Raw genomic sequence first — 24,252 nt, 5'->3', positions numbered from 1 at the left:
GTTAAGAAACAGGTTTAGACAGTGTTTTATGGCTCTAAATTAACAGAAGAATCTGAAGAAACCCTGAAGAAATGTGATAAGTACGGTTATTATTCATCTAAACATCCCATATCATCCCTGAGATTGCATGTATGGTACCGGTTCACTACTTTTAACACCTTTAGCTGAAGGACACACACACTTGAGCATCACACGCCAACAAACATGAGAATAACCCTATTTATTACTGCCCTCCTACTCCTGTCTTGTGCCACCCACAGCAATCAACCCGACTCCTGGACAGTGACACGACAGCCTGCCGAATATGAAGCGGTGGATGCAGTCTGGCTGATCTGGCCACCAAGAGAGCATAAGAATGATGAATCTGTGCAAAAGGTCACTCTGGCGGTGATAGAAGCGCTCATCGATGACCTGAATGTTATTGTCACCTGTGGGGATAAAGCGCTTTGCGATGAAGCCCGGAAGGTGCTGAATTCAAGGTTTAAGGAAAGTCAAAACCTCACCATACAGGAAATCCCATCGGTGGAGATCTGGACCCGCGACATGGGCCCCACTTTCGTGGAAACAAGTGATGGCAGGCACGCCATTGCCGATTTCAATTTTAATGCCTGGGGGTATACCGATACACTCGATACAGACACTCAAACTGAAGAGCTGTATGACACCCGTGTGGCCAATCTCTTGCAACTACCCGTCATTTCCAGCTCCATGATCAGTGAAGGGGGCAATCGTGAGGTGAATGGGCTCGGCACCCTGATGGTGACGGAGAGCGTGGAGCAGGGACGAAACCCTCACCTCTCCAAATCACAAATGGAAGCTGAGTATAGTCGTTTGCTGGGTGTGGAGAAAGTCATTTGGTTAAAAAGAGGCCTGCAGGAAGATGATCACACGTTTCTGGGGCCCTTGAACACCGCAGACGGCACCAAAGCCTATACCGTAGTAACCACCAATGGGCACATTGATGAATTTGCCCGGTTTGTCAATGACTCTACCATCCTGCTGGCGCAAGTGGACAGCTCGGAATTTGATGACCCCATAGCCATGGAAAACCACAGGAGACTGGAGGAAAATTATCAGCTCCTGCTACAGGAAACTGATCAGGACGGGAATCCATTCAACATCGTGAGAATGCCACTGCCTGCGACAGTCTTTGATGAAATGGCCCCCGGGGATTACGTGTACGACTATATCAAAACCCTGGATTACCGGGATGGTAGCATCTTTCCTGAGGGGGACACCATCGCGGTGGTGGCTGCGGCCAGTTATTTGAATTTTCTGATCACCAATACCGTAGTGATCGGGCAAAAATATTGGCGTGAGGGAATGACCGATGAAATCAAGCGGAAAGACGAACAAGCCAAGGGTGTATTAGAGTCCCTTTTTCCGGATCGTAAGGTCGTCATGCTGGATGCGCGGGCCGTTAACCTCGGTGGAGGTGGTATACACTGCTTCTCCATGCAACAGCCCCGGCTCAAACCCAAAAAATCAATCTAAGATGAACTCAGTAGGCAGCAAACGAGTAGTACCCTTATTCCCCATAATGGTTTGTTCAGCAGTGTAAAACCACTAGATTTGATACAAGCAGGCAACGGCTATTGGTGGTTGTGACGCCTTGCATCAACGGACATCATATATGAGAACACTATTGTTTTTTCTCTTCATTTCTCTCTCTTTCCTGGTCAATGCTCAGTCCAACAACACTCTGAAAGTTGAGCAATTCACGCTCAAGAATGGGTTAAAAGTGTACTTAAATCAAGACACCACGGCATCCAATGTATTCGGTGGGGTTTTAGTCAGAGCTGGATCTATACATGAATCTCCTGATGCTACAGGTATGTCCCATTACTTAGAACACATGCTGTTCAAAGGAACCCAAAACCTTGGTACAACTGATTTTGAAAGTGAGAATGTCCACTATCAGAAAATCATCAACATGTACGAACAGCTGGAAACGGTGACTGGTGGTAAAAGAAAAAAAATACAAGATCAAATCAATGCCGAATCAATAGCAGCTGCCAAATATGGGCTGCCAAATGAGTTCTCGGCCTTAATGAAAAGCTTAGGATCCACACAAGTCGGTGCTTTTGCTGATTATGATGTTACTTTTTACTACAGCTATTTCCCGGCACGCAACATGCAGCATTGGATCGACATCAATGCGGAACGGTTTATCAACCCGGTTTTCAGAACATTTCAGTCCGAACTGGAGGTTGTTTATGAGGAAAAAAACAGATGGGACGATGATTATGAAAATGCACTCTACACTACCTCCCAGGAAATATTATACCCGAACTACACATACGGCCTTTGGCCAACCATCGGAAAAACTGAACATCTAAAAAACCCTTCATTGACCAAAATGCATGAGTTTTTTAACCGGCATTATGTCGCTGACAATATGGCCCTGTTTCTCGTAGGAAATTTTGATACTGCTATAGCAAAGCAATCCATAGAATCATCTTTTTCCAAGCTTCCATCAGCAGATTACGAACCCATTGAATTCCCGGACTACCAACCCATGAGTGGGGAAAGAAGGAAAGAAATTAGTGTCACCCCTTTTCCAATGGTCAGTGTATTGTTTCCCATCAAACGAATCCATCACAAAGATCGTCCAGCCCTGGATGTCGTGATTTATTTATTGAGTAACGAACAAAAAACAGGCATCTTAGATCAACTGGAAGTCGATAATAAGGTCCAGCAACTAAACATAGAAATTGATGAGCATGCCTTATCGTCATCTCTCAATATCCATGCTGTCCCCGACCCTAAGTCATCTTTGGATGAAACCAAATCACTGATACTGGATGAGATTACAAAACTTAAAGACCTTGATTACCTGAATGCGCGCTTAAATGGAGCAAAACAAAACCTGATCAAGGACTTTTGGCTGGAGCTGGAAGACCTTGAAGCGAGAGCGCTACTGATCGCAACCTGTGATTTTCTCAACCTCTCCTGGGAAGAGGCATTAAAGTACCCCAACGAAATAGAAAACATCACTGCGGACAATGTGTTGGCAACCATCGATCAGTATTTCTCAAAAAATTACGGGCTTTTAATCTCAAAAAAGGGACAACCTAAAAAGGACAATCTGACCAAACCTTCACTAAAGCCTATCCCTACCCTACAGGCCAGCTCTTCAGATTATGGCAGAAACCTTTTGGACAAGCTTTCAAAAGAAATCAGTGAACCGCTTACCATTGATTTCAATTTAGCTGATACCTTTTCCATTGGCTCCAATAAGGGGATTGCCATTAGAAACGCGATAAATGACTTGTTCTCTCTTGAGATACGGCTGCAAACAGGGTGGCAAACAAATCCGGCACTCCAACAAACAATAGATCTGTTGTCCAGAATAGCTACCAAACAGCGCTCAAGAGAGGAACTGAAGTCTGCCTTTGAGTCGTTAGGTTGCAGTTTCATGGCTTCACTGGAGCGCGATGAGGTGATCATCACCCTGGATGGATTGGAAGCCAATCTTCAAGCCTGCTTAAAGCTGGTGAATGAACTGCTGGTTGAACCAAAAGTCACATCCGGTTCGATTGAATCAGTTTATACCTCAGAAAAAATCAAACGGGAAGAAGAAAAGTCTAGTCCCTTTGTGTTGGGCTATGCCCTCATTCGATACGCTGTGTTTGATGATCAGACCAGGTTTCGGAGGAGAGCGCCTATCGAGACCATTAAACTAACCGAACCAGAAGTCTATGAACAAAGGATCAGTGAGCTTTTACAAAATACCATTCGAATCAACTATTTCGGATCCAAATCAAAAGATGAACTGAGGACGTTGCTTCAGAAAGAACTTCAAATAACACCAGACCAACCACCCGCCACTTCCAAAAAATCAAGCATACGAGAAATCTCTCAAAACAAGATTTTCCTGATCAACGACTCAAAAATCAGACAGAGTCAGGTATACTTCTATTTGAAAGGAGACAGCATTGACCGCAACCAGTATCCATACATTGAGGCATTCAACACCTACTTTGGTGAGTCGCTCACAGGAGTGGTTTATCAGGAAATAAGAGAGTACAGATCCCTGGCGTACAGCATTTTTGGCAGGTACATCAGGCCCAATGGTGCAGATGAGCAAGGGTATCTGGTTGCTGGTTTTGGGTGTCAATCCGATAAAACCGATGAAACAATTGAGGTGATGATTGACCTCCTGAAAGAGTTTCCACATCGAGACGGCAGAATCGAAACATTGAGATCAATAAAAATGGAAGAAATAGTGACCAACTATCCTGCACCCAGACAACTGGGAGCTAAGATTTTAGCGTATCAAAATATGGGATATACCAATGACCCCAATGAACATGCCTTTCATGTTTACAAAGACCTTAAAATGACTGACCTGGCCAAATTCTACAATTCACAATTTAAGGATCAACCCTTTGTGATCACTATATATGGCAATAAGTCAGATCTGGATATTCAAAAGCTAGCCTCAATTGGCCAGCTAGTTGAATTAGAGCTATCGGATATCCTTACGGATTAAAGTATGAAAAGTAATAATCCACATATCCATGGGCTTGGTCAGGATTTAAAAACCACTAGATTTGATACAAAGGGTAACAGCCATTGGTGGTTGTGAGCCGAACTCCAGGGTTCATGGGATCGTACTTCAAATCTAACTTTATCAATTAAAAATGACATACTTCACAAAAGAAGAATCAATAGAATTTGAAGGAGAAAAAACCCTATATCATTATACTTCTATTTACACTGCAATTGAAAAGATTTTCCCATCCAACAACTTGAGGTTGTCTCCAGTGACTTCTGCCTCTGACCCCATGGAGCGGCTGTCTCCGAACCCATCGGTTTCATGCTATGGATATGATGAAGATCACAAAAGACTAAATGAGAAAATTGACGGAAAGAAAATTGCTAAAAAGATCAATGCCTTTTATGGAAGCTTGCGTCAATTATGCTTGTGCAGAAATTCTCCCATTGATTTTGAAGGACAATTTGGAGGAGTATTTGAACCAATAGATCATTTTGGATTTGCTAAACCTCGAATGTGGGATCAATACGGAGATCGATTTAAGGGAGTTTGTATTGCCTTATCTCGATTGAAACTAGAAGAACAACTACCCTCTAACTATCGCTTGCTAAATATTGGATATTCTAAAAATCATCTATTTAGGCCAAACATTGATACTTCCAGCGTTGATTTGAACCAAATTGAAAAAATGGGAGAGCAGGAATACATAAATTGGAAGATCGAATCAGAAATCAAAAAAATTGGTGTCAAACACAGTGATTATCGAGACGAAGACGAATGTAAAATAATTGCCACAACAGATAATGACTATGAGTACATCAATATCACCAGATGCATTCAGGGAATTTTCTTCACCAACGGACTCAACTATACCTATGAATCATATCTTAAGGAAACAGCCGACCGATATCAAATTCCGTTATTCCAAATTGACATCAGAAGAACTGGCTTGAACGTCAACGTCTTTTACAATAAACGGCCACAAGAGGGTAACAATTAGAAACGAACCCTAACATTTGCAAGCACGAATGCGCCAACTGCCCCTTTACAAACATCACCATGAATCTCCCCCGGGAGAAAGTTTGGTGCTGTTTCGAGACTTCAGCTCGCAGGAGTTTTCATCTTTCTGAACGCACTGCTTTCTACAAACTTTGGAAGCACCCCCTTGCCGGGCGCCCCTTGCCGGGTGCGACAGATTTCCCTATTTTAGTGCTATTAGCCAGCGGCGAGACTCAGCGCCATACACGGGCGCTAGAGCCAATTAGCAACGACTCAATTGAAATTGAACGATCAAAAATCCATAGCAGTCCTCCCTTTTCGTGACCTAAGTGTAGATGGTAGCAATGAATTCATCTGCGATGGTATCTCGGAGGAAATCATCAATGCACTGGCCAAAATCGATGGCTTGAAAGTGATATCTCGCACATCCAGCTTCTTTTTCAAAAACCACAAAGCTTCTCTTGACGAAATTGCCACGAAGCTAGGTGTAGCTATCCTTTTAGAGGGTAGTGCACAGATTCATGATGGTAAAATTCGAGTTCGTGCCAAGCTAATAGATGTAGAAGAGGATACACATTTCTGGTCAGAGACCTGGGACCGAAAGCTGGAAAACCTTTTTGAAACTCAAGATGAAATCAGCTTGCTTATTGCTGATAAAATTCGAGAGCAATATGGTCATTTGAACATATCCAGCCAGCTGGTGAACAGCCCTACAAAGAGTGTTTCATCGTACGAGCATCTATTAAAAGGGCGCCATCATTTCTACAAGTGGAACCCTGAGGATACTCACCTGGCCATTGAGCACTTTGAAAAATCCATAGCACTGGATGAAGAACTCGTAGAGGGTTACCTCGGGATAGCCGACAGCTATAGCTTTATGGCCGTTGCGGGTTTTGCCCCACGTGAAGAAGCATGGCAAAAAAGCATAGCAGCTATCGCCTCAGCGAAAAATCTCGACCCTGACCATGCTGGACTCAATTACATGCTGGGCATGCAGTACTTCTTCACTGAGGCAGATTTTGCCAGAGCTATGCAATATGGCATGAGGTCTCTGGCGGCCAAGCCTACCTACTCAGAAGCCCATCAGTTTGTTTCATTCCTTCATTCTATTAAGGGTGACTTTAAAAAAGCCTGGGAGCATATTCATTATGCCAAATCAATAGACCCACTGAATCCGGAGACCAAATTCTATGAAGCTAATTATTACTATCGGGTAGGCGAAAATGACAAAGCCAAAGAGATTCTAAACGAACTGCTGGAAGCCAATGACAAAAACCTTCCAGCCATTCTCGTCAATATCTATATCCTTATTCAGGAGCGTCAACTCGAATTAGCTTGCCAGACGATAGATAAAATCCCTGAGCAAGCCCTTACCCCGGATGAAAGACTAGGCCTCTTTGCCCTGATCGATGCAAAGGATGGAAAAAGCACTACTCATTTGCAAAAGTTGGAAAAGCATGCTCAGGAGCCAGAAGCCCACCATGCTCACGCCTATCTGTTCCTTACCTATGCCAATCTGGGTAGATATGACGATGCGTTTAGTGTGTTGGAGAAACTTTTTGAAAGCACCTCTTCTATCCTCCTACTTGCCTTTAGTGATCCGTTGGGAGTGCCGATTCATTCAGAGTCAAGATATTTAGAATTTCACGCCAGGGTCTATCCTAAAATCGGAGAAAAAACAAAGGTCAAAAAAGCCAGACAGTCAGATCACACCATCGCAAAAGAACAGGTGGAGAAAATACAAACCTATGTGGAATCTGAGCGACCGTACCTCAACCCTTCCCTTACCCTGCGTTCGCTAGCTGAGCATGTAGAGATTCATCCTAATCAGCTTTCATGGTTATTGAATGAATCTATTGGCAAAAACTTTAACGAGTTCATTAATCATAAGCGTATCGAACACTTCAAACAACTCGTCCTTGATCCAGACAATTCACATATTTCGCTGATCGGGCTGGCCTACGAGAGTGGCTTTAACTCTAAGACCGTTTTCAATACAGCATTCAAAAAAGAAGTAGGTATGACGCCTAAAGCATTCCAGAAAAGTCAGGCATAATCAGGTTTTTAGTTCCGAATTATAATTCCGAACCTCTTCTTAATATACCGAACATTTACCCTTTCACCTCTTCCTTTCTTTGTCATGAATTAAAGATTTAAACCATGACACAAACAATGAAAGCAACAGTAGCCACAGGGTATGGATTGCCTGATGTGCTGCGATTACAAGTAGTACAAAAGCCCATACCAAAACCCGATGAGGTATTGGTGAGGGTAATGACTGCCGCCGCTACCACAGCTGATGCCATGATGCGCACAGGAAAACCCTATATAGCCAGACTGTTTGTAGGGATAACCAAACCCAAGAAGGCCATTCCCGGAACCGGTTTTGCTGGAGTCGTTGAGCAAGTTGGCCAAGGAGTCACTGCATTTAAAATGGGCGATCGAGTATTTGGAGAAACTACTTTTGGTTTCAGCTCCAATGCAGAATACCTGACCATATCGCAGAATGGTGTCATTCTGGCTATGCCGGAAAATCTGGATTTTTCTGAGGCTGCTAACTTCTGCGATGGTCATTTGACTTCCTATAATTTCCTGAAAGAAATTGCTAAAGTGAAGCCCGAACAGAAAGTATTGATCAATGGGGCCTCAGGTGCACTGGGGACTTCCGCCATTCAAATCGCCAGGTATATGGGAGCACACGTCACAGCAGTGTGTAGTGGTAGAAATGTTGGATTGGTGCGGTCCCTGGGTGCTGATGAGGTGATTGACTATTTACAGAAAGATTTCACCAAGAGTGACAGAAAATACGATTATGTGTACGACACGATTGGGAAAAGCTCCTTTTCAGCGTGCAAAAATATCCTCTCAGAAAAGGGTATCTACTTATCCCCTGTTTTGAAATTTTCTTTGCTACTCCAAATGATTAAAACATCACTTTTTGGTCAGAAGAAAGCAAAGTTTGAAGCCACAGGTGCCAACAAAGAAGAAAAACTCCGCTGCCTGCTTTCAGAAGTGCTGGATATCTACAAAGAGGGAAGGCTAAAGACAGTCATTGATCGCCAGTTTCCATTAGAAAAAGTAGCCGAAGCTCACCATTACATAGAATCAGGTCGGAAGAAGGGCAATGTGGTTATTGTGACCGCTTGAAATATGTCAAACCATAAATCATACTTGCGATAATACGGCAAAGAATTCCGCTGTTTGCTTCATAATTTATAGCTCGGCTCCATAGTTTTTATGCCTTCCGCAAATTTTATGCATTTGGCTCCATAGCTCATAAACCTCACTTTCAGTCCTTCCTGACCTTTGTGAAAATTAATTAATCACGTAAACATCAAAAATTTAAGACCATGAAAAATCTATTTACAATTCTTCTATTTGCTTGCACGCTTAGTGCTTTTGCTCAAACCAGCTCACCGGAGAGTGTAGAAACTAAAGTAGCCCACAAGTGGAGGGTAAGTTTACCTTATTTTATCATTACAGATCGCATTGGGCCGAACTTTGGAGACTGGGACGCTCACACAAGTACACAAATGATAGAGCTCCATGTAAAGCGTAATCTGGACAATAAGAATATCATAGGATTGAAACTTGCCACCTGGCGATTGTTTCAACCGATGGGGATCCAGTGGTGGGATGGTCTATTGGATAAGTTAGAGACAGAAAGTGAATTCTATCCAGGACATGTGCGAGAAACAGGAATAGGTGTAACGTACCAACGCATGCTATGGAAGGGGCTATTCGCAACTGTTGAAGTTTTACCACAGTTTCAAACGTATCTGGATGAAAACGGTGATAAAATTGGTAACGATTTCAAACTTTATAATTCGTATCACTTGGGCTACCATGTCTCGATTGGTAAGAAAAAACGATTTTTCATAGAACCTCAGGTTCATTGTCAGCACTGGATGTTTGACAGCAACGCTCCTGCTGGATTTAAGGAGCTGGACGATAAATGGAGAAACTACTTTCTTTTTGAGCCCAATATATACGTAGGGTTTAATTTCTAAAGTTTAGCTGCCGTGGAGCAGCGTGGGATATGCCAAAAAAAATCTACTGAGAACGTGATACTATGTTCAAATTAAAAAAAGGAAAGAACGAAGTACTCCTTTATGGCCGACAATGGTTTGTTCAGGATTCAAAAACCACTAGATTTGATACAAGCAGGTAACAGCCATTGGTGGCTGTTATCCGGATGTTATCTGCAAGCACGAACGAGCATATGAAATACTTCTCAACTTATATTTTCGCACTCTTTTTATTGACTGGATGTAACAACAACAACCAGCAACAGGCCAGTACTCAGGAAGCAACAACTCCGGAAACGACAAATCCAGTAACCAAAACTTCGGAACTATCTGCATTTGAGCTATACGTTTCAACTTTGGAACAAATTCCATTGCCTCTGAACCACAACCCTTTGGGTCAACTTCCAGAACTCTCAAATAATTATGACAAGAACGGATTTGCCAACTACAAACATGTTTGGACAAGCCAGCCACTTGGAATTTACTTTAACGATGGCGAAACAATTGGAATTATTGACTGCTCTATCGGTGACTGGGGTCTTGTACCATTCTTAACCATCTATGACAAGCAGGGTAACAAGATTGACTCAACAAGTTTTTACAAGAAGAGCGGTGGAGATATGGGTTATCAAGCGATCGAGTATCTAACTCTTGAAGCGAACAGACACATCATTGTTTTAGATACAGTTAAGCGTTGGAACCTGAACGAAGATGAATCCGACATCATAGAGAACAGCATGCAACAGACTATCGGACGAACAGAATATCAGGTTTTGACGAACGGAATGATAGAAAAACAGTAAAGTAAGCAGATAACAGACGCTAAAAATCCATAGGCATATGAGCTACTTGCAAACAGTTAGAGAAACAGATACTTTTAAAGACATTAACAAATGGTCAGCCTACGGATTTTAGCTGATCGTTATACTTCATCACCCACGGAAACAAAACTCATGAAGATAGAAGAGGCTTTTGAGGAAATTATTAAATACTCGCACTACTGGAACTGGGCTCCAGATTGGGGAGTCGTAATCGACATATATAAAACATTCCCCAATTCCTATTCAGTCTTATCTCCATTTGCATACTCTTACTTAGAAGAACTAATACGTTCAACAACTAGCGAATATCCACTTCAATTTCAAAATGAAGACCAACTAGTCTTAAAGAAAAAGAAAGTTGGAATGAGTTTGATTAGTCTCGCAATAAGCGAAAGCAAGGAAAAAAATCCAGAATACGCGATTATCTTAGAAGAGCTGAAGGAATATTATTATCCTTCTAAAATTACCGATGAAGGAGACAAAAGGCACAGCGTGGCACATGGGTATATTCATCCTAGGTTTTGGAGTCAAGAATCATTTGAAAAACTAATTTTAGATATTGCTAAACTTTCTAAATACGCAGGATTTTGATGAATAATGAACCTACCAAGATTTCTTCTGAACTGCTCGAACTGCTTGTTAACAGAGAATTCGGTGAACGATCTATTGAGGTTTCAGAACAACTTAAACAAGTTAAAAGCGATAGTGAATCTGGAAGGAGACGTATAAGTGCAGCAATTCTGAAACTGGCGAACAGAAGTCAGGAACGTTTGGAACAACTTATTCAACGTGCCAACACGGATTTTCGGGATATTGTTGCAGAAGCGGAATATCCGAGGGTTTTGGAAGCTGGATTTGGCGAATTATCTGACGAACAGGAACAACAGGCTAACGAAGAGGATTGGAACGAATACCGGAACTGGCTGCACGGAAAAGAAGCATAACAGACGCTGATCGGGCATATGTCTCCCGATAACTATCGAGAGTGCTTTCTGGCTGGTTTCAGTGCAACTCGACCGTGATATCTGCCGCTGAGAAATGGCAGTGCTTTCTACTTTCCTTATCTATTATCGGAAAAATGTTAGAGGAACGTGCTGTATCTGAACCATTGTGAGTTGGAGCCAGAATCGCTACTTTAGTGTTGGCCAGTGGTGAGCACACAGGGCCATACACGGGCGTTACCACCTATACCCGCTCTGATCCTATGATTTCTAAACTTGAACTTATTACTCTCTCAATTATTGTTTTAGCGGGGTGCTCCAAGCCTGAACCTGTAGCTGAATACCGAGATGGTAAACAATTTCTGAACTTGAACGAACTCAACATTAAAGGCGAATCCATTGAGCCTATAAGTCTCGTGGTAATCAAGCCTGATTCAATTAAAGTAAAGGAAGAAGCAATTTTTCGTATTGTAACGTCCAACCCAAACTTTAAACTGGTTAACGGAATATTTGACTGCAATATTTCTAATGAATCATTAATCGATACATCCAACTTCAAGGTTGATAATTGCAAAAAGGAGTTTGTGGTTAGAAACGATACCATGTTCATCGCCCTTAAGCCTGGAAAAACTGGGCAATTCGAATTTGGAACTGAAATCATCGGAATAACTAAGGGCATTGATGGAATCCTGAGGTATCATACCACAACGTTTAACTACGAAGTGGCTGAATAACATGTGGTAACAAACAATGATGCCGAATGGCATTACTTAGCATCTGCAAAGTGTCTGCAAGACATCCCGCTTAACTGCCTTCTCCGCCCTTGTTGGAGTGCCGCCAAGAAATCCTTCGGAGGCATGTGCGGTTGCGTATAGGCACTGAATCCCACAGCTCCTTTATGGCCGTTAATGGTTTGTTCAGGATTCAAAAACCACTAGATTTGATATAAGCAGGTAACAGCCATTGGTGGTTGTGAGCCGGATGTTGTTAGACACCACTCTATGAGATTACCACTGATTCTTTTGTTTATTGGATCAACACTATCTGGATTAAGTCAGGTTGATGAGAGAAAATTTTTACTCTATGAACGCTATTTGGAATTTAAATTTATTAACCAGGATGATTCATTACGTAGCTACACGAGTTATTCCTATAGCCTGGATCCAAATAAAATGACTAATGGAAAGGATATTGATCTTTTCAGAGAAGATACGATAAGTATCGATACGTTTTTCCTTGCGACTGGCATGGTAATTATGAAAAACGGTCGCTCGCAAATAATCAAAGATGGTCTAACCTTCGAACGGACCCATTCAATTGAGAATAACTTGGTCAAGTTTTTCATTGACAATGATTTTCCATTAAAAAAGAGACTAATTGAGTGGAACACCCAACAAATACGAACTGGAGTATACTCTCCCTCGAGTAAGGGAATATTTACTAAGGCAATGATTGTTCCCCATTATAAAGATTTCGCTTCACTAGATTCAATAACCTATTTCTTAGTACCGATTAGTCCTATTAAGTTCAAACCTTCATTATGGTTCAAGAAAAGGAGATACTGGGAGGTAGAGGAATTTAATCTTGATGAAGAATGGAAATGTGAGGTCGTTTGGAATCGAAAAAAAGCTGGAGAAAGACAGTCCAGTCTTGAAAGGGGTGTTATAACCTATTATATTGGCACTTTTTCTGAAGATAGAAAAGCTAAATCAATTATTTACTTTACCTCTGGACTTATCATTTTCAATAAGCGAGTAAATACAAGTCTTATTTTTCACAGATATCCATCCATATGTCGCAGGATAGAGGAACTTAATGCAAGCTCCTATGTCTTGAATGAAGAATAGCAGTGTCTAATCGAGTAGACGGCCGATGAGCGATAAGCCCACCGGTGCTCCTCACCAGGCGTGCCCCTCACCACCGTATACGGCCTGCCTGGAACGATCGTGTATACCGCGGACTGGTAAGTTTGGCACCTTCCCTATTGAGCCTTGGTGTGCCGCCAGGAAATCTTCTTTACCTGGCCCAGCTATTAAAGCTATTCGTTATGTAAAATCAATGACGGATTGAGGCGGGAAGCCCTGCGCGCTACCAATAACACCACTATAAACATCCCCAACAAGAGTAGGCCAATAGGAACGAGGTGTACTGCCCAGTGCAGATCCACCCGGTATGCAAAAGCAGACAGTATCTGATCTTTGGCCAGTATGGCAATAGGCAGTGCCAGGCAAAACGTGAATGCTGCTACAGACACGAACTCTTTACCAAACAGCACCAGTAGACTTCTGAAGTCAGCACCCATGATCTTTCTCATGGCTATTTCAAACATCCTGTACCTGAAAAGATAGGCCAGCACGGTATAAATACCCATAGCCGCCAGCACCAAGCCGATCACCATGAAGCCGCCCAGTAGGAGCAGCACACTTTTTTCCCGGCTGTAATAGGCCTCTAGTTTTTGATCCACAGGGATGAGGTCAATCACTTCCTCTGAAAACTGGTCCTCTATGATTTTTCTGATCTGTGGCATCTGATCCACCCTGGTGCGGATATAAAGACCATTCCAAGTACTGCTGATGTCTGGATTGACCACCATCACCAGAGGCTGGATGGTGCTGTGCATCGACTGGTAGTGAAAGTCAGTGACCACTCCGGCCACTTCACCACCCGTGCCCCACTGATACTCAAATTTCGCTACCCTCCCATCGTATGTTATCTGATCTATGAGTGTCTGATTGAGGTAGGCCATCGGCTGGGAGGATCGCTCTGGTGGTATCTGCTCCATCATTTTGCGTATCCCCAATACTTCAAAATAGTTTTGATCGATGATCATGTCATTGGACACCACCTCCTGAGATTCTCCATGTTCAGAAATCAATTTGATAGACGAAAACATTAATTCATCCGTTCCCATCTGAGGCTGCCAAAACGCCGCAATATGTCCTTCTCCCAGATGCTTCTCCAGCTCATTGACAATGGGCACTCTCTGTAGCGTCTGATCACTAACACGGAGGAGCATCAAACCTTCAGGGTTGTAGCCCAGATCCTTTCGGTAAATAAAAGCCTGCTGTAACAGTAGCACGCTGAAAGTGGTGGCTAGTACAGAAGCCACTACAAACTGAAAAGTTACGAGTCCTTTGCGGATGACATCTCCCGGGAGCGAAGGGTTGTAAAATTTTCTCAATCCCTGTGCCGGTCGGGCACTCAAAATGTAAAAGATCCCAAGCATGCCTGATAATAGACACATAAGCAAGGTACTCAGGTAAAACAACCCGATATAAACAAAATGTACTGAAGTAAGCTCAATGCCTGTCAGAGCAGTAAAGCTACCCTTACCCAAATCCAGTAAGAACACCGAGCCGATCACAGCTACCACCCAAATAATCAATAGCTCCAGCATGAAGTTCAAAATGATCGCACCACGGGTAGCTCCCATGATTCTATAAAGTGCAATTTTTTTAAGCCCTTCTAAAGACCTGATCATATTCAGGTTGGTCAGATTCACTGTCACAATGATGATTAGTAACAGCCCTGCGAGCATCATCAGCCTTACATTGGCCAGATTCCCCTTGGGATTGTCCACTTTAATATCATTGACAAAATGCAGGCCTTTCAGGCTCGCGGCTTTCAGCCTGATGTCCTGATCGTATTTGGGGTTATCCCCAAAAAGCCTGGCAGAGGTCTCCGCAAGGGCATGCTCCAGCTGCTCTTCCGTAGCACCCTCATTCAGGAGCACATACGTGTAAAATGCGAACTGTTCGTAGCTCCGTTGATCGAAAGACTGGTAAATGAGCCCATTGATATTCAAATCCACATTTTGTGGAAAGTCCTCATATACCCCGGCAATTTGAAGAGTTTCACCGTCTGTTTGGATCCGCTCACCCAAGCAATCTATAGTACCAAACATCTTCAAGGCATAAGACTCATTGATCAGCAGATCGCCTGGTTTGCTCAATGCCGCCTGTCCGCCAGGTCCATTGATCATCTTAAAAGTAAAAACATCAAGTACTGATGGCTCCGACCGGTAAAAATCTTTGGTATCAATGTGTTCATCCTTCCATTTCAAACCCGGGTTCTTGCCTATCAAGGAGACCCGTGCCGACCGGCTAATCAAAGAATAGGCACCTTGGAGGTACTCACCTACCTGACCATTGGTAATTGCCATTTGATCCGTAGAGGTTGGTGAATTCCACTCTGACGAGATTCTGTAGATTCTGGACCGATTTTGATGATGGCTATCATAAAGCAGTTCATTGGCCACATAGACCAATATAAAAGAGCAACTGCTGATCAGAATAATCAGAGAAAACAGACTGGTCATGGTATACAGACCATCACGATACAACTTCCGGAGAGCAATGAACAGGCGCATATGGGTAAAAGGTATGGAAATTTAATAAACCAAACCTGCCAAACTTAGTGCCAACTGAAAAATCTACCATTTCGTCGATTTCAGGCTACTTCCAAATCCATTTCTGCCCAAATATGAACAATAATTGTCCGAAAAATGACCCAACACCCTCCTACCGAATGAGTACCCCATCCCCTCTACCCTGTTGGAGTTTGTCTCCAACGTCCTGAACCTCACAGCTCCTTTATGGCCGTTAATGGTTTGTTTGGAATTCAAAAACCACTAGATTTGATATAAGCAGGTAACAGCCATTGGTGGGTGTTGGGCGGATGTTGGCATTCATAAAGAAAACATGAAGATTAAAAATATTAAAATAAATAAGTTTAAGCGATTCACAGATTTATCAATATCTGACATTCCCGAAACAGCCAGACTAATTGTCTTAGTTGGACCAAATGGTAGTGGTAAAACTTCAATCTTTGAAGCGTTTAATCATTTTTACCAATTGGGTGGATATGGGGATCCTGGAGCTCAAGATTATTTTGAGAAAAAAAGTGAGACGCCTGTCGCAGGTAATTGGTATCAGAACCGAGTAAAAATCAATTTTCATGGTGACCAAAACCCTAATGGACAACAATTAAAGGGGAAATTCTATTTTAGGTCTGCATATAGAAATGAGCCAGACTTTACTGTTAACAATCTTCAAAAGCAAAATAATCCAACCGATAACATTAAGCTTAGAACCTTGATGCAAAACGACCAGACTGTCTCTGAAAATTATCAGCGTCTTGTTGCTCAAACTTTGGCAGGTGTTTATGAAGAATCGAATGATACGAAATCTGTTCAAGAATTGCGTGAGGAGCTAATAGGAAAAGTTAAAACTTCCTTATCTACCATATTTGATGACCTTAATTTAAGTTCAATTGGCGACCCATTGTCTAGTGGGAGTTTTTTCTTTGAAAAAGGTTCAGCTAAAGATTTTCATTACAAAAATTTATCAGCAGGTGAAAAGTCTGTATTTGATTTAATATTAGATATGATTATTAAATCAACATTTTATTCAGATGCTGTTTTTTCCATTGATGAGCCTGAAGCACATATGCACACTAGACTTCAAGCTAAAGTTTTAGCAGAATTATATACTTTAACCCCTACAAATTCCCAGCTTTGGATTTCTACCCATTCTATTGGCATGCTCAAACAAGCGGAAATTATTGAGCAAGCAAACCCTGGTACAGTGGTGTTTTTAGATTTTGCGAATAGAGACTTTGATTTAACCGAAGTAATGAAACCTGCTCAAATAGACAGAGCAATATGGGATAGATTTTTTGATTTGGCATTTGCAGATTTTTCACAATTGATTGCCCCTAGAAGGATTGTATTCTGTGAAGGAACCTCGCAAGGAAGAAAGTACAAGGATTTTGACGCTCAGATTTATGGTAAAATCTTTGAAGGAAAATACCATGATACGAAATTCGTTTCTATTGGCTCAAGTACAGAACTTGAAAATATAGAAAATCAATCTGTGAAAATTGTCGCAAACATTCTCAAATCTTCTACTATTATCAAGTTCGTGGACAGAGATGATAAAAGTCCTCGAGAAGCTCAAGAAAACATAGATAAGGGAATTAGAACTTCTGGAAGAAGACACATTGAAAGTTACCTTTTTGACGATGAATTAATTACTAAACTGTGTAATTCTGTGGGTAAGCCCGAATTGACACAAGATTGCTTGGATGCAAAAAATCAAGCAGTTCTAGATAGCGTTAGCCGTGGTAATCCCACGGATGATATTAAATCTGCCAGTGGCAACATATTCACCGAATTAAAAAGAATACTTGAACTCACTCAATGTGGAAACAACAAATGTGCCTTTGTAAGAGACACGATGGCTCCACTGGTCACAGAAGACACAGCAGTATTTCGGGAATTGGAAAATGAAATTTTCAATTAAATAGTACGAAATGCCAATCGAGTAGACGGCCGATGATTAAGCCCAGGGTGCCCTCTCACACTTTTATCGACACTTGCCGGGGCCGCATCATTACTCGGGCACTAAGCATAACACACTGCAGCTATGGAAAAACTCACCCACCTTTGGAACGGAGCTACCTATCAGGACCATCTACTTCAATCCTATCGTGGATTTCATTTAACCATTCAATCCCTATTGATTGCGGTGGGAACAGGGTTGTCGATTGCCGTCATCGCCTTTGCCGACTTACCCCGGGTTTGGGCCGCCTATATCATCCTTCTTGCCATAACCACCCTCGCGGTGTACTTGCTTTGGTCTATGCAAGCCCTCATAAAGGCCAGAGGCATTGATGTGGACTATTTCCACAAGGAGATCATTCTTGAGGAACAATCACTCCCCAGGGAGCAACAGGTGCTTACGGCATTCAAGGTCGAACAAAAGTTCAACAGAGGCAAAGTGGACATCCACGAATATTTTGCAAGCTTTGAACTTACCCCAGCCATCAGGAACCAACTCACCGAAAAGGGCAAGGGACACACCAGAAAACTTCTTGACAAGTATCTGTTCTGGGGATTTTATGCCGTTTGGCTTAGTTTGCACGTGGTGTGCATCTGGCGAATTACTGACCTCACTTTCTAATACATAGCAACTGACCCATCGCCTATTTTGACCCTTGTATCTCCCTTGTGAATCTGGCCATGTAGACTCACATGACCTCATGGACTATCAGAATTGAATTCTTATCTTGTGAGCAAATTATTCGCACCATGTCCACCCACCCGATTGTCGGCATCTTCAATGCCATAGCGCCGCTGAATACTGAGATTCAAACCCGACTGGAGCAAATAATTGCCCACAACATTTTTCCAAAAAATACCGCACTGCTTGAAATCGGGAAAAAGGCTCAGTCTATGTTTTTCATCCACAAAGGGCTGGCCAGGGCTTTCTATTTTCATGATGGCAGGGACGTCACCGACTACTTCGCTACGGATGGGCAGTTTATCGGGGCTGTACCCAGTCTTTTTACGGGTCTTCCCAGCCAAAAAGGCATTCACCTGATCGAAGAATCAGACATTTACCACTTTGCTGCTGCAGACTTTGAAAAGCTCTGTGCCGAGTACCACGTGATCGAGCACATCGCCAGACGAATGACCAACTTTGCAATGATCCAGGAGCAGGAACGCATCGAAAGTTTGCGGTTTTACTCCATGAAGGAGCGCTATGAGCTCATGGAAAAAAAGTATCCCGGCATTATGAACCGCTGCCCGCTCCACTACATTGCCTCCTACCTCGGCACCACTCAGGTGAGCATCAGCAGGATTCGTGCTGGCGTCCAGTAGTCTTTTTTAACATATGTAAAAGGGACTTCATTCTGAGCATCACAACTTTGTCGCCACTATGAAACATCTCACCATGACAATCATTGGGGGCGGGATCGCTGGTCTATGCACAGCCCTGGCCTTACAAAACCGCGGCATTCGTGCCGAAGTGTTTGAAGCCAGTCCGAAGCTGGAGCCCGTGGGTGCCGGACTAGGGCTGGGCGCCAATGCCATGCTGGCCTTTAAAGAACTTGGAATCTATGACGATGTGGTACAGATCGGAAGAAGCCTGCCTTCATTTGCGCTCTATGACCACCTGGGCAAGCGCATCTCTCATACACAGTTTGATCCCAATGACACCATCGGGAGCTTTACCATTCACCGCGCCAACCTCCATGAACTGCTGCTCTCCAGGCTGGACCCTGCTCAGATTCACCTCGGCAAAAGGGTGGTGAAATACCAGGCAGAGGACTTCTCTGTCAGCCTCACTTTCGACGATGGCAGTACACACATCACCAACTACCTGATCGTGGCGGATGGCATTCACTCTGTCGTGAGGCAAACCCTATTGCCAGCCTCCGTGCCCCGCTACTCAGGCTACACCTGCTGGCGGGCTGTCATCGACAACAGCACCCTGAAAATAAGCCAAAGCTCAGAAACCTGGGGACCCAAAGGGCGGATCGGGCTGGTGCCCCTACCCGACAACCTACTGTATTGGTTTATTTGTATCAATGCCAAAAAAGGAGACCTGAAGCACTATGGAGTGAAGGAGCTATCCAGCCAGTTCGATCAATATCATGCACCCATCCCACAGGTATTGGCGGCAACAGAAGACCATCAGTTGATCCACAACGACATCATAGACCTCAAACCTCTGAGTCAGTTTGCCTTTGGGCGAACCGTCCTCATCGGAGATGCCGCCCATGCCACCACCCCCAACATGGGCCAGGGTGCTTGTCAGGCCATAGAGGATGCCGTGGTGCTGGGCCAATGTGTAGAAAAGATTACGGACACTGAGGAAGCCTTCCGGCTATTCGAAAAGCGCCGCCTCCGCCGTACCCGGTGGATCGTAGATACCAGCTGGCGACTGGGCAAAGCAGCGCAGCTGGAAAACGGGCTTTTGATCGGCCTGCGAAATGCTGCGCTCAGAAGCCTGCCCCCTTCCGTGAATAACCGCCAATTGGACAAAATCAAAACCGTGGACTTTTTGAGTAACACGGACTAAAAAATACCTTATGTTTTGACCTGCGATAGTGGTCATTGGAGGAATAGTATTCATGGAGAGGGTGTAAATTTGCGCATCCATCCGGAGGTATCCGGTTTTTGAAACATCAAACCATGAAGGAGCAGCATGTTTAGGCATCAGGGAAAGAGCAGGACGTTAAAGCAAAACCTGCGGATTGCTTCAGTTTTGTCTTTTGTGGCCGGGATCGTCAACGTCACTGGCTTTCTGTCCTTCAACCAACTGACCACCAATGTCACCGGGCATTTTGCGCTGTTCATCAATGATGTGGCCCATTTTGATTTTTGGAGAGGGACGATCTATTTCCTCTATATTTTCGTCTTCCTCTTCGGATCGTTTTTATCCAGTTTTCTGATTGAGCAGTTCAATAGTAGCAAAAAGTTAAACGTCTTTGTATTACCCACCATCATCGAATTCCTGATCCTGATTTTGATCCCGGTCTTCAGTCACCTTTCTGAAATCAAATATCCAGACCTGGTGATTTGTGCGATGCTCTTGGCCATGGGGGTACAAAACTCCTTTGTCACGAAGATCTCCAGCGCTGTGGTACGAACCACCCACCTGACGGGGCTCTTTACCGATCTGGGCATTGAGCTGTCGCAGCTCTTTTTTCCTAAGTCTTACCCTAATCGGGAAAAAATCAAATCAACGATGAAATTGCGGGTTTACATCATCTCGTTTTTCTTCCTGGGCGGCTTGATCGGGGGCTATCTCTACTCAAGGATGGGCCTGGGGCTCGATACGCTTATTTTCGGAGCGGTGATTTTGATCGTCAGCCTGTTTTTCGATGGATTGAAATACAAAGTGATCAGAAACAGAAGAAAATACCAGCAAAGAAAAACTGCACAACTGAGGCAACAGCCAGTGAGTAAGTGACAGGCCAGCCCCACCGAAAATAATACTTGACTGAGAATGGTTATTCTCGTAGATTCGGAAGACCTGTGACTGGTGGGCGCAACAGCGTACCTCAGTCAGATGCCTGGTCATTAAATTTTTGAATTTACTTAAACCAACCACCCTTTAGCATCATTGAAAGCGCGCCCCTTGATCCTCTTCTTATCGCTGTTGAGTATTTCAATAAGCTCATCCGCTCAAGACCGAACTCCCATGAGTACCTCCGAACTGATGACTCTTTATCAGTCAACAAAAGGTCGAGTAGTTATTGAAAATAAAATTCTCGATGATCATGTGGATCATTTTTTTGAACAGATAGATACGTTAAGAAAGTTTACAGCCTTTGTCAATTGCCAAATCAATCAACTGAGTACGGATAGTATTAGGACGGTCGATAGCCTGCTTTTTGTGGGTTGTGAAATTGGCTACATCGATACAGGAGGAAGCTATTTTGGTGGATATCTGGAAATCTCTGGCAACAGCTTGCACAGTTTGAATCTATATGATTCGGAATTTCGATCATCAGTGCATATCAACAATCGGGAGTTAACTATGGTTAGTTTTAGAAGAAATATTCTAAGAAACATAGCAACACAGATTGTTTTAGAGAGTGAGAAAAACAGTGACCTTTTTAGGAAACCTACTCCCTTTAGAAATCAGTTTTTTCTGGGATCTAATGCCCCCATTGGCGAAGTTATACTTTCGAATAACACTTTTGAGTCTGAGGATTTATTTCAAACCGTTCAGATTTCTGCGGAGATGGGGAAACTGATGATTCAGGATAATACATTTCAATCAACCCTTGATTTTGATCGAGCGACTATTACAAATCAATTGATGCTTTTCCAAAACAGTATCAATCGCATTAGTTTCGGATATATGACTTTTTCTGAAACGTATAACCTCATTGAATGGGATGATCTGAAGGGTTTCCGGATTTTACAAACCACAAAGAGAGACGTGGAGCAGTTTAAATTGACAGATGAGGATCAAATTCTGCTAAAGAATCAGTCGAATTACCAGGTCCCGCGTGCATTTTATGAAGCTCAATCCAAACTTGAACTCGATTATCTTCCCCTTTACGACGACTTGATACGAAATTATTATTCCCTGTATCTATCGAGTAAACAATTTGGGAACATTCGATACGCGAATGGCATCAATTATGAAATGAAAGAAATTGAAGGAAGGTGGCTCAGAAATCAATATTTGAACCAACGGACATTTAGCAATTATTTCAAGTGGAAACTAAACCGATTGATGGGGTTTTATACCAGACATGGTACCGACCCGGCAAAGTCTGTAATGATTTCACTTTTGATCATTCTGATCTTCGGGGTTTTCTATTTCTTTTTCCCATCTGACTGGGATAAAGAATCCAAAGCATCGATGATACTGAAATTCAAAGAGCTGATAGCCAGGGATGGAGTGTATGTAAAACCGTTTTTTGTTCTTTCGTGGGCAATCTTATTGAGTCTTATTAATGGGCTGACATTAAGTCTAAACTCATTCATTACCCTTGGTTTCGGTCAAATACCAACCCATGGCCTTGCAAAGTATGCTTGTATCATCGAGGGTTTCCTGGGTTGGTTTCTTCTTACCCTGTTTGTAGTCACACTAATTAATCAAATTCAATTTTGATCATGTGAGTTTATGAGTCAGGGGTGTCAAAGGTAAAAGTTGAACCCGGATCTATTCCAAAGATGATACTTTGCCATGTGTACCAAAACCCTTCTATTTGTAACCAATCCTTATCGAACCTATGATCTTCATTACCCAACTTATCTACGTCATCGAAGGCCAGGAGGCCGTTTTCGATCAGTTTGAAAGCATTGCCATCCCTACCATCCTCAAATACAATGGTCGGCTCCTCCTCAGGGTGAGGCCGGACGATCAGGCCATCATAGAGCGGCACATAGACAAGCCTTATGAAATTCACCTGGTAGAGTTTGACTCAGAGCAGGATTTTAAAAATTTCGCGCAGGACGAAGAGCGAAAGAAGTTTCTCCACCTGAAGGAGCAATCCATCAAAGCGTCGGTACTCGTACAAGGCACCAGGCTCTGATGCGCCTCACATCCCTGCCGGGGGTTGATGAAACGCCACCCGATTGCCTTCTGTATCCTCAAAGTGGGCCACATGCCCATACTCCCCTATGCTCGTCTTGGGGTTGAGCACTTTACCACCAGCTGGCTCTACCCTGGGCAGCACGTCATCGATCTCGGCCACTCCAAAATAGATCAACGAGCCCTCATGCGAGGGCACATAAGATTCTGCCTTGATGAGGGTACCTCCAGAACCGGGCTGAGTGGGATTTGACGAAAACCAGGCCATCACAAAATTGCCGAAATCTCTGACATCCAGCTTTTGATCAAGGACGGTTTCATAAAACTTTTGGGCACGATCCATGTCTGTGACAGGGATTTCGAACCAGTGGACAGGATTGTTCATAAGCCAGGATTTTACGTTAGATCAATTTACTGAAATGATGTGAGAAAACGGAAATCAATAGCAAAAGACCAAAAGCCTTGATTTCGATCAATATTTGGGGAGGTTATCTTGCCCAATTTTGTAAAAAAAACAAAATGAAGACCCCGTCAGAAGACCTCATACAGGACCTAATAGAGCGAACCAGACAAACGCTCAACGCTACAGAAAACCTGAAGCAGGAGCCCATAGATCTGCTCAACTGGAAGCCAGCGCCTGAGCGCTGGAGTGTGCTGGAGTGCATTGAGCACCTCAACCTCTATGGTGACTTTTACCTACCGGAAATTGCCCGTCGGATTCGCGAAAGTCAGAAACCGGCAGAACCCTACTTTTCAGCAGGCCTGCTGGGCGACTATTTTGCCAAGAGCATGCTCCCCAAGGAAAAGCTGAACAAGATGAAAACCTTCGACGATAAAAACCCCAATGGGAGTGACCTCTCCATGGACACTATCGATCGGTTCATCGCTCAACAGAAAGAGCTGCTGGTGCTACTGAATAAGTCACGGAGTGTCAGCCTCAATAAGACCAAGACCTCCATCAGCATTTCCAAACTGATCACACTCAGGCTTGGTGACACCTTCCGGGTGGTGATCTATCACAACCAGAGACACCTCGTGCAGGCCAGTAAAGTACTGAGCCTACAGGCTAGTCCGGAAATGTCAAAAGTTTGACCCAAAACTAAAAAAGCGCATGTACAT

21 protein-coding genes are annotated in these 24,252 nt (G+C 43.3%); 19 read left to right on the top strand and 2 right to left on the bottom strand.

The annotated features are described in order from the left end of the window. Nucleotides 1–204: 204 nt before the first annotated feature. From GV030_RS02005 to GV030_RS01955, 11 genes are all read left to right on the top strand, one after another. Complete coding sequence (locus GV030_RS02005) at nt 205–1,494, top strand: agmatine/peptidylarginine deiminase (protein ID WP_159579293.1); 1,290 nt, start codon at nt 205–207, stop codon at nt 1,492–1,494. 139 nt (nt 1,495–1,633) lie between these two features. Continuing rightward, entirely contained in the window at nt 1,634–4,495 is a 2,862-nt protein-coding gene (locus GV030_RS02000) for a pitrilysin family protein (protein ID WP_159579291.1), read from the top strand. Nucleotides 4,496–4,646: 151 nt separating this feature from the next. Further along, nucleotides 4,647–5,501 (top strand): DUF2971 domain-containing protein, encoded by an 855-nt coding sequence (locus GV030_RS01995; RefSeq protein WP_159579289.1) that lies wholly within the window; start codon nt 4,647–4,649, stop codon nt 5,499–5,501. A gap of 276 nt (nt 5,502–5,777) precedes the next feature. After that, nucleotides 5,778–7,556 (top strand): helix-turn-helix domain-containing protein, encoded by a 1,779-nt coding sequence (locus GV030_RS01990; protein WP_221413270.1) that lies wholly within the window; start codon nt 5,778–5,780, stop codon nt 7,554–7,556. A gap of 116 nt (nt 7,557–7,672) precedes the next feature. Continuing rightward, entirely contained in the window at nt 7,673–8,647 is a 975-nt protein-coding gene (locus tag GV030_RS01985; RefSeq protein WP_255465031.1) for an NAD(P)-dependent alcohol dehydrogenase, read from the top strand. 203 nt (nt 8,648–8,850) lie between these two features. Then, a complete protein-coding gene (locus GV030_RS01980) occupies nt 8,851–9,510 on the top strand; it encodes a hypothetical protein (protein WP_159579283.1) in 660 nt (219 codons plus the stop codon). Between the two features lie 212 nt (nt 9,511–9,722). Beyond that, a complete protein-coding gene (locus tag GV030_RS01975) occupies nt 9,723–10,331 on the top strand; it encodes a hypothetical protein (protein ID WP_159579281.1) in 609 nt (202 codons plus the stop codon). 150 nt (nt 10,332–10,481) lie between these two features. Further along, complete coding sequence (locus tag GV030_RS01970; protein ID WP_159579279.1) at nt 10,482–10,940, top strand: hypothetical protein; 459 nt, start codon at nt 10,482–10,484, stop codon at nt 10,938–10,940. Further along, nucleotides 10,937–11,293, top strand: a complete 357-nt coding sequence (locus GV030_RS01965; protein ID WP_159579277.1) for a hypothetical protein — start codon at nt 10,937–10,939, stop codon at nt 11,291–11,293. Before GV030_RS01970 ends, GV030_RS01965 begins: the two co-directional genes overlap by 4 nt. 260 nt (nt 11,294–11,553) lie before the next feature. Further along, entirely contained in the window at nt 11,554–12,024 is a 471-nt protein-coding gene (locus tag GV030_RS01960; protein ID WP_159579275.1) for a hypothetical protein, read from the top strand. Between the two features lie 267 nt (nt 12,025–12,291). Next, nucleotides 12,292–13,137: a hypothetical protein gene (locus GV030_RS01955; protein ID WP_159579273.1), complete on the top strand. Its 846-nt coding sequence runs from the start codon at nt 12,292–12,294 to the stop codon at nt 13,135–13,137. A 191-nt stretch (nt 13,138–13,328) separates the two neighbouring features. Here the strand turns inward: GV030_RS01955 and GV030_RS01950 are convergent, their stop codons facing one another. Continuing rightward, nucleotides 13,329–15,659 carry an ABC transporter permease gene (locus GV030_RS01950; RefSeq protein WP_159579271.1) on the bottom strand — a complete coding sequence of 777 codons (2,331 nt, stop codon included), beginning with the start codon at nt 15,657–15,659 and terminating at the stop codon, nt 13,329–13,331. A gap of 331 nt (nt 15,660–15,990) precedes the next feature. Here GV030_RS01950 and GV030_RS01945 point away from each other — a divergent pair, with 331 nt between their 5' ends. The 7 genes from GV030_RS01945 (at nt 15,991) to GV030_RS01915 (ending at nt 23,134) form a co-directional block, all read left to right on the top strand. Continuing rightward, nucleotides 15,991–17,592 (top strand): AAA family ATPase, encoded by a 1,602-nt coding sequence (locus GV030_RS01945; protein ID WP_159579269.1) that lies wholly within the window; start codon nt 15,991–15,993, stop codon nt 17,590–17,592. Nucleotides 17,593–17,715: 123 nt separating this feature from the next. Next, the gene (locus tag GV030_RS01940) at nt 17,716–18,252 is read left to right on the top strand and encodes a hypothetical protein (protein WP_159579267.1); all 537 of its coding nucleotides are present in this window, start codon (nt 17,716–17,718) and stop codon (nt 18,250–18,252) included. A 128-nt stretch (nt 18,253–18,380) separates the two neighbouring features. Continuing rightward, the gene (locus GV030_RS01935; protein ID WP_159579265.1) at nt 18,381–18,953 is read left to right on the top strand and encodes a Crp/Fnr family transcriptional regulator; all 573 of its coding nucleotides are present in this window, start codon (nt 18,381–18,383) and stop codon (nt 18,951–18,953) included. Between the two features lie 58 nt (nt 18,954–19,011). Beyond that, nucleotides 19,012–20,157: an FAD-dependent monooxygenase gene (locus tag GV030_RS01930; protein ID WP_159579263.1), complete on the top strand. Its 1,146-nt coding sequence runs from the start codon at nt 19,012–19,014 to the stop codon at nt 20,155–20,157. A 126-nt stretch (nt 20,158–20,283) separates the two neighbouring features. Further along, nucleotides 20,284–21,051, top strand: a complete 768-nt coding sequence (locus GV030_RS01925; protein WP_159579261.1) for a YoaK family protein — start codon at nt 20,284–20,286, stop codon at nt 21,049–21,051. Between the two features lie 231 nt (nt 21,052–21,282). After that, entirely contained in the window at nt 21,283–22,710 is a 1,428-nt protein-coding gene (locus GV030_RS01920; RefSeq protein ID WP_159579259.1) for a hypothetical protein, read from the top strand. Nucleotides 22,711–22,831: 121 nt separating this feature from the next. Then, nucleotides 22,832–23,134, top strand: coding sequence for a DUF1330 domain-containing protein (locus GV030_RS01915; protein WP_159579257.1), 303 nt, complete (start codon nt 22,832–22,834; stop codon nt 23,132–23,134). Between the two features lie 6 nt (nt 23,135–23,140). Here GV030_RS01915 and GV030_RS01910 read toward each other — a convergent pair whose 3' ends face one another. Next, on the bottom strand, nt 23,141–23,518 hold the full coding sequence (locus GV030_RS01910; RefSeq protein WP_159579255.1) for a VOC family protein: 378 nt from the start codon (nt 23,516–23,518) through the stop codon (nt 23,141–23,143). A 134-nt stretch (nt 23,519–23,652) separates the two neighbouring features. Between GV030_RS01910 and GV030_RS01905 the strand changes: the two genes are divergently transcribed. Continuing rightward, the gene (locus GV030_RS01905; protein WP_159579253.1) at nt 23,653–24,225 is read left to right on the top strand and encodes a DinB family protein; all 573 of its coding nucleotides are present in this window, start codon (nt 23,653–23,655) and stop codon (nt 24,223–24,225) included. Nucleotides 24,226–24,252: the final 27 nt, after the last annotated feature.

The sequence above is a fragment of the Marinoscillum sp. 108 genome (genome assembly GCF_902506655.1).
Classification (GTDB): domain Bacteria; phylum Bacteroidota; class Bacteroidia; order Cytophagales; family Cyclobacteriaceae; genus Marinoscillum; species Marinoscillum luteum.
This window is presented reverse-complemented; position numbering and strand designations above follow the sequence as displayed.

Bases quoted from the DNA above. Each gene is read 5' to 3' on its own strand.
- GV030_RS02005 (WP_159579293.1), top strand. From the start codon at position 205: ATGAGAATAACCCTATTTATTACTGCCCTCCTACTCCTGTCTTGTGCC.
- GV030_RS02000 (WP_159579291.1), top strand. From the start codon at position 1,634: ATGAGAACACTATTGTTTTTTCTCTTCATTTCTCTCTCTTTCCTGGTC.
- GV030_RS01995 (WP_159579289.1), top strand. From the start codon at position 4,647: ATGACATACTTCACAAAAGAAGAATCAATAGAATTTGAAGGAGAAAAA.
- GV030_RS01985 (WP_255465031.1), top strand. From the start codon at position 7,673: ATGAAAGCAACAGTAGCCACAGGGTATGGATTGCCTGATGTGCTGCGA.
- GV030_RS01980 (WP_159579283.1), top strand. From the start codon at position 8,851: ATGAAAAATCTATTTACAATTCTTCTATTTGCTTGCACGCTTAGTGCT.
- GV030_RS01975 (WP_159579281.1), top strand. From the start codon at position 9,723: ATGAAATACTTCTCAACTTATATTTTCGCACTCTTTTTATTGACTGGA.
- GV030_RS01970 (WP_159579279.1), top strand. From the start codon at position 10,482: ATGAAGATAGAAGAGGCTTTTGAGGAAATTATTAAATACTCGCACTAC.
- GV030_RS01960 (WP_159579275.1), top strand. From the start codon at position 11,554: ATGATTTCTAAACTTGAACTTATTACTCTCTCAATTATTGTTTTAGCG.
- GV030_RS01955 (WP_159579273.1), top strand. From the start codon at position 12,292: ATGAGATTACCACTGATTCTTTTGTTTATTGGATCAACACTATCTGGA.
- GV030_RS01950 (WP_159579271.1), bottom strand. From the start codon at position 15,659: ATGCGCCTGTTCATTGCTCTCCGGAAGTTGTATCGTGATGGTCTGTAT.
- GV030_RS01945 (WP_159579269.1), top strand. From the start codon at position 15,991: ATGAAGATTAAAAATATTAAAATAAATAAGTTTAAGCGATTCACAGAT.
- GV030_RS01940 (WP_159579267.1), top strand. From the start codon at position 17,716: ATGGAAAAACTCACCCACCTTTGGAACGGAGCTACCTATCAGGACCAT.
- GV030_RS01935 (WP_159579265.1), top strand. From the start codon at position 18,381: ATGTCCACCCACCCGATTGTCGGCATCTTCAATGCCATAGCGCCGCTG.
- GV030_RS01930 (WP_159579263.1), top strand. From the start codon at position 19,012: ATGAAACATCTCACCATGACAATCATTGGGGGCGGGATCGCTGGTCTA.
- GV030_RS01925 (WP_159579261.1), top strand. From the start codon at position 20,284: ATGTTTAGGCATCAGGGAAAGAGCAGGACGTTAAAGCAAAACCTGCGG.
- GV030_RS01920 (WP_159579259.1), top strand. From the start codon at position 21,283: ATGAGTACCTCCGAACTGATGACTCTTTATCAGTCAACAAAAGGTCGA.
- GV030_RS01915 (WP_159579257.1), top strand. From the start codon at position 22,832: ATGATCTTCATTACCCAACTTATCTACGTCATCGAAGGCCAGGAGGCC.
- GV030_RS01910 (WP_159579255.1), bottom strand. From the start codon at position 23,518: ATGAACAATCCTGTCCACTGGTTCGAAATCCCTGTCACAGACATGGAT.
- GV030_RS01905 (WP_159579253.1), top strand. From the start codon at position 23,653: ATGAAGACCCCGTCAGAAGACCTCATACAGGACCTAATAGAGCGAACC.